Genomic DNA, 10,794 nt, shown 5'->3' on the forward strand with positions numbered 1-10,794 from the left:
TTCTACGCCCAGCCGAGCTGCACGCCGGGCCGTGCGGCCATGCAGACCGGGCGCATCCCAAACCGCAGCGGCATGACCACCGTGGCCTTCCAGGGCCAGGGTGGCGGTCTGCCCGCGGCCGAGTGGACCCTGGCCTCGGTGCTGAAGCAGGCCGGCTACAAGACCTATTTCACCGGCAAGTGGCACCTCGGCGAGTCCGACTATGCGCTACCCAACGCGCAGGGCTACGACGTGATGGAGCATGCGCTCCTCTATCACTTGAATGCCTACACCTATGCCGACCCCAAGTGGTTCCCGGACATGGACCCGAAGCTCAGGGAGATGTTCGCCAAGGTGACCAAGGGCTCGCTCTCGGGCAACGCCGGCGAGACGCCCCATGAGGACTGGAAGGTCAACGGCGAGTACGTCGACACCCCCGAGCAGGGCGTCGTCGGCATCCCCTTCCTGGACAAGTACGTCGAGCAATCTGGCATCAAGTTCCTGGAAGACGCGGCGAAGAATCCAGATCAACCCTTCTTTATCAACATCAACTTCATGAAGGTCCACCAGCCGAACCTGCCGGCACCGGAGTTCGAGCATAAGTCGCTGTCGAAGACCAAGTACGCCGACTCGGTCGTCGAGCTCGACACCCGCGTCGGGCGAATCATGGACAAGCTCAAGGAGCTGGGGTTGGACCAGAACACGCTGGTCTTCTACACTACCGACAACGGGGCCTGGCAGGACGTCTACCCCGATGCCGGCTACACGCCCTTCCGCGGCACCAAAGGCACGGTGCGCGAGGGCGGCAACCGCGTGCCGGCCATCGCCGTCTGGCCCGGCAAGATTCCGGCCGGCGTCCGTAACAGCGACATCCTCGGGGGCCTCGACCTGATGGCCACGTTTGCGTCCGTCGCCGGTATCGACCTGCCGAAAGAGGACCGCGACGGGCAGCCCATCATCTTCGATAGCTACGACATGACCCCTGTGCTGCTCGGCACCGGCAAGAGCAAGCGCACCGCCTGGTTCTACTTCACCGAGGACGAACTCTCGCCCGGCGCCGCCCGCGTGGGCCACTACAAGGCCGTGTTCAACCTGCGTGGCGACGACGGGCAGGCCACCGGCGGCCTCGCGGTGGACACCAACGTCGGCTGGAAGGGGCAGGAGAAATACGTCGCCACCGTCCCGCAAATCTTTGACCTCTGGCAGGACCCGCAGGAGCGCTACGACATCTTCATGACCAACTGGACCGAGCACACCTGGACGCTGGTCACCTTCAACGAGGCCATCGCGAATCTGGTTAAGACCTACGTCCAGTATCCGCCGCGCAAGCTGCAGAGCGAGGTCTATACCGGCCCGATGACCCTGACGAAGTACCAGCGGTTCAAATGGGTACGCGACGAACTGGAGAAAGACGGCATCAGCTTGCCGATGCCGACCGGCAACTAGTCGAACGCGGGATGCTGTCCGCGAGGCCCGCCCGGCGCCCGAACAGGCGCGCCGGTCGGGGCTCGCGTCACTTCGGCGTGATGAGCCGTGCACGGCCGGGCGAGGGAATGCACGCAGGCCCGGTCGCGATCGCACTTAGCCGCGCTCCACAAATTTCCTTACGACGGGTGCAGACGATGCACGAACAGCCATTTACAAGCACTGATGCTCGGATGACGAGTCGCACTCTAAGGTTGGCTCCGTGGCTGGCCGTAGGCGTCGCGCTGGTCGCCCTGTTGAACGGCCTTCCCGCTGGTGCCCAGGACACCGGCAACGCCGCTGCCCAGGCCAACAACCCGTTGGCCAACATGACCGCGCTGAACTTCCAGGATTACTACATCGGCCGAATCACCGACACCGATAAGGACGGAAACCAGTTCTGGGTGCGGTTTGCCAAGCCCTTCTCGGTCGCCAAGACCAACTGGATCATGCGTGCCTCCCTGCCGGTGAATACCTATCCGGTTGCCGCGGACGGCGGACTCGCCACCGGCATCGGCGACTTGAACGTGTTCGCCGCCTACCTGTTCGACACCGGCAACCCGGCCGTGAGCTTCGGCCTGGGTCCGCAGATCACGGCACCGACGGCCCCGGATGAGCGCCTCGGCTCGGAGAAATGGTCAGCCGGCTTCGCCAACGTGCTGTTCGACGGCCGCTCAAAACGCTTCCAGTACGGCTACCTGCTCACCTGGCAGGCGAGCTTCGCCGGCAGCGGCGACCGCGCCAACGTCAATGTCGGTGCCCTCCAGCCGTTCGCCTTCTACCAGCTCGGCGGCGGTCTCTACCTGCGCTCGGCCCCGATTTGGGTCTACAACTTCGACAACGACGCCTACAGCGTCCCGCTCGGTCTCGGCATCGGCCAGGTCATCAAGCGCGGCAAGACCGTCTTCAACCTCTTCGTCGAGCCTCAGGCGTCGGTGGCTTACCGAGGCCCCGGCCAGCCCGACTGGCAGGTCTTCGCCGGGTTCAACATGCAGTTTCTCCAATAGGCCCGGCGGCGTTCGGCAGTGCATCGCTGCGTCGCGTGAGCCCTCGGGGCTCCTGGTTCTTGGGCGCCAATCCCGGTTGCCGATGTGCGGCGGCACGCTCGACCCGAGCCCGGCCGGGCGGGTGTATTGAGGCGCGGCCGTGTGTTGTCGCGCGCACAACATGCTCAGGCGTTGCTACGCTGATGCCATGCCGGCGATGTTGATCCAGAAGCGACGCTACGATCTGGCTGATGACCACTTCGTCGACGTGTCGATCTGGAAGCTCCCGACCCCTCTGCCTCCGCAGAGCGTTGCGTGCCACTCGATTCGGGTCAGGGCTTGTCGTGGTACGTGCGCGGTTTTCCTCGCCGAGCCGTCGCCTACTCTGTGGGAGCGGCGTCCCCGCCGCGACCGGGCGCCCGTCGCGCCGAGGACGGCACTCCCACGGCGGTGAGACTGTGAAAGTATTTGGTGTAGGTCGGGTTAGCGCAGCGTAACCCGACGATGGGCGTCTGTAAGCCGTTGGTTGTCGGGTTACGCTATCGCTAACCCGACCTACGATCCGATCTGTTGCGGAGTTGCGAGCAATTCTTTCACGGTCTCCGGTGGGCGGGCTTGAGATCGAGGCGGAAGCGGCGAGCCTGGCTCAATCCGTGTTGCCGCGGCTGCGATGATCCCTCGAAGCTCCGGTTACGCCAGCCGGATGATATTGAACCGCCCCTCCAAGACGTGCTCCGCCTGCGGGATCAGATGATCGTGGTGGGTGAGGAAGAGGACTTGGGTGTGGGTCGAGAGCCGCTCGAGCGCGGCGAGTCCGGCTTGGGCGCGGGCGTTGTCCCAGTTGATGAAGAGGTCGTCGGCGATGAAGGGCATGGCCCGGGATTGCTTCAGGTGCAGTTCCAGGGCCGCGAGCCGCAGGGCCAGGTAGAGCTGGTCGCGGGTGCCGCCACTCATGCCGTCGATGGCGACGCGCTCGCCGTCCGGGCGCTGGCCTTGCAGCACCGGCGGGTCCCGGTCGTAGTCCACGACGAGCCGGGCGAAGGAGCTTAGGGTCAGCTCGGCGAAGATCTTGCCGGCGCGCCCGAGCATCGGTCCCTGGCGCTCCTCGCGGTAGCGCTCGATGGCCCGGCGCAGCAGGCGGGCGGCGGTGTAGGTGCGCAGGTAGCGCTCCACGGCGTTGCCCATGCGTGCCAGCGCCTCCTGGCGCTCGGCCTCGGCGCGGGCGGCGTCGTCCCGGGGTACGTGCGCCCTGCGCCGGGGGGGGTCAGGTCTTGCATTCCAGTATAGTGCGTGATTGCAAGACCTGACCCCGCTGCGGGGAGCAGCCCCAGTGCCTAGAACCTGAAGGGTGACTGGTGCGGATCGGCTCCGCAACCACCACACAGAGAACTGACGGCGCGTCACCGGCTCAACGCAGCGCTTCGTGGACTATTGACCTAGATCATCGTGCGCAGCCGCGAGGTTCTTTGGCCGCCTATTGAGCGGGGTCAGCTAAATGGTGACCCCATTGCGTGTGACCCCATTGCTCTTCGCCGAGCCGCCCGCACCGAAGCCCGACGCGCGCCCGGTCGAGCGCATGGCCAACCGACCCCACAGCCGCGCCGGGCGCGCGGTCTACGCGCTGCGTAAACAAACCGTCGAGCCGGTCTTCGGGATTATCAAATCCGCGATGGGGTTTTGTCAGTTCCTCACCCGCGGTTTGGACAACGTGCGCAACGAATGGCGGCTCCTGTGTTTGGCATGGAATCTAAAATGCATGGCCGTGTTGCGCCCGCAGTAAGAAAAATACCGGGGAGAACCGCGCTTTTTGCCGAAAATCGCCCGAAAAACGTATCTTTCAAATCGTCTCGTCCGGCGATGCGCAGCGCACACGGCGCCCGGTGCTTACGGCAGGGGCGAGTCGTCCGCGTACAGCGCCGCACCGGCGCGCAGCCGTTCCGCCACCAGCGCGCGCAGCTCGGCGGGCGCCAGCACCTCCACATCCGGGCCGAACTTCAGAATGTCCCGCAGCAGCTCGCGGGGGTCGGAGTAGGGCACCTGCAGCTCGTAGCGCTCGCCCTGCCACTGGCCGATCTGATCCGGGTGCCAGGCCTCGTCGGCCACCCAGCGCGACGCCTCGGCGTTGAAGCGCAGCACCGCCCAGGCGGCGGCGCTGCCGGAGAAGATGCCGAAGCTGCCGCCCAGAAAGCGGTCCAGCACCTTCGGCTCCGTGCGCAGCGCCGGCGCCGGGCGCAACACGACCTTACCGATGCGGTCCAGCGAGAAGATTCGTAAGCTCGCCGCCCGTTCGCAGTGGGCAGCGAGGTACCAGTTGTCGCGGTAGCGGATCAGCCGCTGCGGGTGCACCGCGCGCTCGGTGGTCTCATCGCGCGAGCGGCTGCGGTATTGAATCAGCAGTGGGCGGTGCTCCAGCAGCGCCCCGGCGATGGTGCCGAAGCGCTCCGGGTGCGTCGTGCGCGTGGCCATGGGCTGAAGCAGGATGCTGTCCGCCACGGCCGCCGCGCTGTGCCCGCTCTGCGACAACAGACCCCGAATCCGCCCCCGCAGTGGGCCGATGTAGGGCGCCAGCAAGCCGGGCTGCATCTGATCCAGCATCTGCCCGCTAGCCAGCAGCGCGTACAGCTCGCTCTCGTTCAGCCAGAACCCCGGCAGCTCGAAGCGCGGCGCGTCCGGCGCATAGCGGTAGCCGTTTGTGGCCCGGTCGTACGCGATGGGCGCCTGCATGAGCTCCTTCATGTAGGTCAGGTCGCGCACCACCGTGGCCCTGGATGCCTCCAGCGCCGCCTTGAGCTGTTCCAGCGAGCGCGGCCTTTCCTTCAGCAGCGCGTCGATGCGGTAGATGCGCTCGGCGCGGTTCATGGCAACAAAGGCTCAGCGCACCTGCGCCGCCGCCGCCCGCAGCACGTCGATGCCGGCGCCAGGACAGTGCGCCTGCTCGCTCAGCACCTGGCGCCAGCGCCGGGCGCCGGGGCGGGCGTGGAAGAGGCCGAGGATGTGGCGGGTGATGCTGTTCAGCGGCACGCCGTCGGCGAGCTGGCGCTCGACGTAGGGCACCATTGCGTCGAGGACCTCGTGCGGTGTCGGCGGCGGGGCCGGGTCGTGGAAGATGACGCGGTCGGCGTCGGCCAGCAGCCATGGGGTCTGGTAGGCGGCGCGGCCGATCATGGCGCCGTCGAGGCGGCCGAGGAAGTTGGCGGCCTGTTCCAGGCTCGTGATACCGCCGTTGATGCTGATGGGCAGCGCGGGGAAATCTTGCTTCAGGCGCAGCACGACGTCGTAGCGCAGCGGCGGCACGTCGCGGTTCTCGCGCGGGCTCAGACCCTGGAGCCAGGCCTTGCGGGCGTGGACGATCAGCGCATCGCAGCCGGCGTCCATGACGGCGCGGGTGAAGGCGGTCAGCTCCTCGTAGCTGTCGCGGTGGTCGATGCCGATGCGGGTCTTGACCGTGACGGGTACGTCCACGGCCGCCTTCATGGCCGCGACGCAGTCGGCGACCGTGCCAGGCTCCGCCATCAGGCAGGCACCGAAGCGTCCGTTCTGCACGCGGTCGGACGGGCAGCCGACGTTGATGTTGATCTCGCAGAAGCCGGCGTCGGCGCCGAGGCGGGCGCAACGGGCCATGTCCACCGGGTTGGCGCCGCCGAGCTGAAGCGCCAGCGGGTGCTCGGCGGGGTCGTGGCGCAGGAAGCGCGCGGTGTCGCCGTGGATAAGCGCACCGGTGGTGACCATCTCCGAGTACAGCAGGGTGTGCCGGCTCAGGAGCCGCGCGAAATAGCGGTAGTGGCGGTCCGTCCAGTCCATCATGGGGGCGACCGCCAATCGCCTGTCCGGTCGGGGCGCCGGTTTGCGCGCTAAAATACTAATTGGCATAGGCTATTTCTACACTCGCGGAGATCGAATCGCACGTAAGCGCCGTGATCGTCACCGCTTCGCTGTACCAAGATTGTGCCACCCCCACGAATTGTGCCGCACTCGGCGGCTCGCCACCTGCGCGGCCTGCTGCGAGCGCCGGCTTTCAGCCGGCTCACCGCGTGCCCGGCTCGACGCCGGGCACGCGGTGTCAGGACGTCGAAGGCCTGAAGACCCCGGACCGCGAGGAGCAGGACACCCTGCTCAGCTGGGAAGACATCCGGGAGCTGCCCGCCGGCTGACAGGGGTAGACTTCGATCCGTCGCCGGGGGTCTCGCGGGAATTCGTCTGTGAACAATTCGAACAAGTGGTGCTGGCCCGAGGGCTTGCGACCCGCGACGAGCATCGTGAAGCCCCTCGGCGCAGACGCGGTGTCCTGCTCTTCCGCAAGAAGCGCGATGCCCTGTGGGAGATCTTCGAGAACTACCGCCTGCAACTGAGCGCAAAAGGCTTGAAAGAGCCCGATGACGCCTACCGGGATGCTGGATGAGACCCTGCGCAAGCTGGTTCACGTCGGTATCACGCGGGCGAAGCGGGCGGCACGGCTGTACCGCTGACTTGAGGGGCGCGGCGCACCATACGCTGGGGAAGAAGAGTTTATGCAATGGCTCGGGGGATTCGCAGGCTCTATCCAAGCCTTTGCGGAGTTTGTTACATCGTTTGCCGGGATTTTGACGATATGCGCCGTGATTTTGATCGGGGCGCTCTGGCAATGGCTTAGCTTTACACTGCGCATCAGACCCCTGATCCGCGATCTCAGTGCGGCATGCGACGAAATCGAGCGCTACGCTGCCGGGAACGGCTTCGTCGCCGACTTCGATGATTTTAATGATCGCATCAGCGAGAACGCGCTGCTCCGTGACAACTGGCGACAGTTTCGCCAGTCGCTGCTCTACCCCGAGCCGGACGACAAGCTTCAAACCATCCGCATGGTGCAGCCTCCCGATTATCACTTCCATCGGGACGCGCTGTTGGGCCGGAAGCTCAACTTGCGGCTCTATAACGCCGTTCCGAACCTGCTGACGGGGGCCGGTATCCTGGGGACATTCTTCGGACTTGTCGCGGGCATCTATCTGGCGAGTGGCGGCCTTGCATCGGACGACATAGACAAAGCCAAGCAGGCCATGCAGACCCTGCTCAACGGCGCATCGCTGGCATTCATCACCTCGATCGTCGGTTTGATCTCGTCGATTGCCTTCTCCATCGGCGAGAAGCACGGCGTGCATCGTTTCGATGCGTTGCTCGGCCACTGGATCGCGGCTCTGGAGCAGCGGCTCCGACGCATCACGCCGGAGGGGCTTGCGCAGGATCAACTCGCGCAAGCCCGCCAGCAGACACAAGTGCTGGAAGGGTTCACGAACCAGCTTGCGTTTCAAGTCGCCGAGGCATTCGATCAGCGACTTCAGGCGCATGTGACGGACTCCATTGCACCTGCCCTCGGTAAGCTGGTGGACGGCATCGATGCACTCCGCGAGGACCGGCGGAAGACGGACGAGACGGTGTTGGAGCAGTTGCTGACGACGTTTACCGGGCAGCTCAAGGGCGCGGCAGGGACAGAGATGGACTCGCTTGCGGAGACGCTGAAGTCTCTAAACGTCAGCCTTCGGACCCAGACCGAAGATGCCGAAAAGCATCACCGCGAGACCCAGGAGGCGACACGGCAGTCCGCCGAGAAGCTGTCGGCGCTGTTCAATCAGGGGACCGCGACGTTCCAGGACGCGGTCAGTGCGTCCGTGGACAAGATATCCAGAAACGTGGACGCCATGCTCCAGAAGCTGACGGAGCAGCAGAAGCAGGCCGGCGCCGACAACACGCTGCGGCTCAAGGAGCTGAGCAAGACGTTCGGCGATGCGGTGCAGGGGCTCGACCAGACGTTGGCCAAGATGCGGGACATTACCGCCAGCAATGAGCAGGCCGCGGATAAGGTCGCGCAGTTGGTGGTGGGCCTGGATGCGGCGGCCCGCGAAATGCGGGGCTTGAGCGACCCGATTCAGACGGCGGCGAGCACGTTCAGAAGCACGGGCGACAAGGTTGCAGCACAGGTCGAGAGTTTGCAGACCGCGACCGAGACCGTTGTCGGAGCGACCAAACAGCTCCAGGCCAGCAACACCCAAACACAGCAGTCTTGGCAAGACTACCAGGAGCGCTTCGAGGGCATCGACGAGGCGCTGGGCAAGGCTTTCGCGCAGCTTTCCGACGGTGTTCAGGCGTATACGACGCAGGTCAATGATCTGCTCGGACAGCTCGATAAGCACACGGCGGAGATTGGCCGTCAGCTGGGAGGTGCCAATCAGGAGCTCGGCGAGCGCATCGAAGAATTGGCCGAGGTCATCGGCCGGGTGAAGCGATCATGATGCGACGTCACCCCGCGGACATCGGGGATGACGATGGCGCCGGTTATCTGATCTCCGTCAGCGACATGATGGCGGGGCTCTTGTTCGTCTTCCTGATCACGCTCGTCGCCTTCGTCATCAACTTCCGCATCGCCACCGACGAGCAGCGTGCGGCGCAGGAAGACGCGGTCCAGAAAAAGGAGCAGGCGATCTTGGAAAAGGAGCGCGCGGAAACAGAGCGTGACGCCGCCGAGACGGAAAAGGAACGGCTGGAGTCGGTGCGGGACGATCTGACCAATGCCCGCCGCCTCCGCACGCAGATGTTGGACGATATCCGCGAGCGCCTGGAAGCACGCGGCATCCGGGTCGAGATCGACCACGACAACGGCGTGCTGCGGCTGAGCGAAAGCGCCATCTCCTTCGAGTCGTCGCGGGCCGAGCTGCGCAAACAGGAACGACGCAAGCTGGCCCAGATCGGTGCGGTTCTGATGGAGGTGCTGCCCTGCTATGCGGCAAACGGCGGCGACGGCTGCGCGACGCTGACGCTCGGCAAGCTCGAAGCCGTGTTCATCGAGGGGCATACGGACAATGTGCCTCTCCAGGGCGGCCACTTCCGCGACAACTGGGATTTGTCGGCACAGCGGGCGATGTACACCTATCGCCTGCTCGCCGGCCGTGAGCCGGGGCTGCCGGAATTGCGCAACAAGCTGGGGCAGCCTCTGTTCAGCGTCAGCGGTTACGGCGCGGGCCGACCGGTGATTGCGCACCAAAAACCCACGAATGAGCCGCGGAACCGCCGCATCGACCTTCGATTCATCATGACACCACCGCCCGCCACGCAGGAGCCGGCTCCGGTTCGCGCGCTTCGACAGCGGGGTTTGCGCTGATATGGCGGGCCTACGTGCGGTTTTACGGCAGTATCAGAATGGACGCAAAGCCGTTATCCGACCACCAGCCGCCCCGGTCCACTGCCAGCGAGCGGAGCAGGATCTCAAGGAGATGATCGGCTCCCAAGTGCCAAGGCCTCCGCAGATTGATCGGCTGCGCGCGACCTACGTGCGCTTGGAGCGCATTGCGGCGGCTGGCGGCAAGGGTATGGACCGGCTTTCGTCGGCCGAGCTGAGACAGGCCCCCTGGGCGATATTCGAGCCTTTCGGGGATGAGCCAGACGCAACCCCGCTCGCGGCCCGAGATGACTTCCTGTCGAGCTACCTGCGGGAGTTGTACAGCCGCGGGCAGGCATCCGCGGTCGCCGCGCTGGTGTCCTGCTTCCTTTACGTCTACCCGCAAGCGCTGCCGGGGTTCGATCAGCTTCGCGAAGTCATCCTGTCGGTTCTGCTGCCACGGGTCAGCAGTCCACGCATCGCGCGCTGGCAGGAATGCGGCGATGCGTGCGGGTTGCTGGCAGCGGATGCGCCCCGCCGGCTCGCGGCTCGACTGGGCAGCGCCGATGAGGCACCCGACACGGTATTGGGCGATTGTTGTCTGCGTGGTCTGCTGGCAACAGGCGGTCTGGTCCGGCAGGCCTATCGGGAGTTTGTCGCGGCTGTAAGCCAGGCGCTTGGGCGCGGGAGCGCGGCGCCGGCCACCGTCGAGCGCTTGCTCAGCCTGTCACGGGCGGCCGACGACCCGCGTTCGCTTCGCTTCAAAACGGAACGGGCCACCCTGGTTGACGGCTTGCTGCTGCCATTCGCCGATGGCAACCCCGGGCGTGCCGTCGCGGAACCGATCAAGGCCTTTCTGCTGGACCTGCTCGGTGATCCGCGGCTCACCGGCAGGCAGCGCTGGGACGGTGTCGATCCCCGAGCACGACAGGTCATGCTCGGTTGGCTGGTCACCGAAACGCTGGAGGACTTCTTCCGGCTGCTGGAATATGCGGCGCAGAGCGACGCGACCGCACGCAGGCACTGGAGTGCACGAAAGGCTTTCTGGTCCCGCTACCTCAACGCCGGTGCCATTGCCGATGCCTGGGTGGCGCTCGGACCGGTTGCGCGGATCGAGGCCCGGGAAATGTTGTCCGGCTCGGGCGACACCTATGCCGTGCTGAAGCCGGGTTACGGCGTCCAGAAGAATCACTCGGCGATCATCCTGCGCATCGGAGGACTCATGATCACGGAGTGGAG

The 10,794-nt window shown here is 65.5% G+C and carries 10 protein-coding genes and 1 pseudogene; 8 read left to right on the plus strand and 3 right to left on the minus strand.

Going from position 1 to position 10,794, the window contains the following annotated elements; translation table 11 throughout:
• A partial coding sequence (locus LJE69_RS12615; protein ID WP_296925516.1) for an arylsulfatase occupies positions 1–1,425 on the plus strand: 1,425 nt, incomplete at its 5' end.
• Between the two features lie 275 nt (positions 1,426–1,700).
• Complete coding sequence (locus LJE69_RS12620; protein WP_296925517.1) at positions 1,701–2,450, plus strand: hypothetical protein; 750 nt, start codon at positions 1,701–1,703, stop codon at positions 2,448–2,450.
• Positions 2,451–3,119: 669 nt separating this feature from the next.
• Here the strand turns inward: LJE69_RS12620 and LJE69_RS12625 are convergent.
• Positions 3,120–3,614 carry a hypothetical protein gene (locus LJE69_RS12625; protein WP_296925519.1) on the minus strand — a complete coding sequence of 165 codons (495 nt, stop codon included), beginning with the start codon at positions 3,612–3,614 and terminating at the stop codon, positions 3,120–3,122.
• A 382-nt stretch (positions 3,615–3,996) separates the two neighbouring features.
• On the opposite strand from LJE69_RS12625, the pseudogene LJE69_RS12630 reads away from it, so the two are divergent.
• Positions 3,997–4,209: pseudogene (locus tag LJE69_RS12630) on the plus strand (transposase); the annotation flags it as partial.
• 104 nt (positions 4,210–4,313) lie between these two features.
• Here the strand turns inward: LJE69_RS12630 and LJE69_RS12635 are convergent.
• Both LJE69_RS12635 and dusA read right to left on the minus strand, forming a co-directional pair.
• Positions 4,314–5,288, minus strand: coding sequence for a YafY family protein (locus LJE69_RS12635; protein WP_296925521.1), 975 nt, complete (start codon positions 5,286–5,288; stop codon positions 4,314–4,316).
• A gap of 12 nt (positions 5,289–5,300) precedes the next feature.
• The gene (gene dusA, locus LJE69_RS12640) at positions 5,301–6,299 is read right to left on the minus strand and encodes a tRNA dihydrouridine(20/20a) synthase DusA (protein WP_296925536.1); all 999 of its coding nucleotides are present in this window, start codon (positions 6,297–6,299) and stop codon (positions 5,301–5,303) included.
• A gap of 44 nt (positions 6,300–6,343) precedes the next feature.
• Between dusA and LJE69_RS12645 the strand changes: the two genes are divergently transcribed.
• From LJE69_RS12645 to LJE69_RS12665, 5 genes are all read left to right on the plus strand, one after another.
• On the plus strand, positions 6,344–6,580 hold the full coding sequence (locus LJE69_RS12645) for a hypothetical protein (protein WP_296925539.1): 237 nt from the start codon (positions 6,344–6,346) through the stop codon (positions 6,578–6,580).
• A 68-nt stretch (positions 6,581–6,648) separates the two neighbouring features.
• On the plus strand, positions 6,649–6,828 hold the full coding sequence (locus LJE69_RS12650) for a hypothetical protein (protein ID WP_296925541.1): 180 nt from the start codon (positions 6,649–6,651) through the stop codon (positions 6,826–6,828).
• A gap of 109 nt (positions 6,829–6,937) precedes the next feature.
• Positions 6,938–8,692 (plus strand): hypothetical protein, encoded by a 1,755-nt coding sequence (locus LJE69_RS12655; protein WP_296925542.1) that lies wholly within the window; start codon positions 6,938–6,940, stop codon positions 8,690–8,692.
• Positions 8,689–9,558, plus strand: coding sequence for an OmpA family protein (locus LJE69_RS12660; protein ID WP_296925544.1), 870 nt, complete (start codon positions 8,689–8,691; stop codon positions 9,556–9,558). The genes LJE69_RS12655 and LJE69_RS12660 overlap by 4 nt, the downstream gene beginning before the upstream one ends.
• 112 nt (positions 9,559–9,670) lie before the next feature.
• On the plus strand, positions 9,671–10,794 hold a 1,124-nt coding region (locus LJE69_RS12665; protein WP_296925546.1), incomplete at its 3' end, for an EH signature domain-containing protein.

It is taken from the genome of Thiohalocapsa sp. (genome assembly GCF_022340605.1).
Classification (GTDB): domain Bacteria; phylum Pseudomonadota; class Gammaproteobacteria; order Chromatiales; family Chromatiaceae; genus Thiohalocapsa.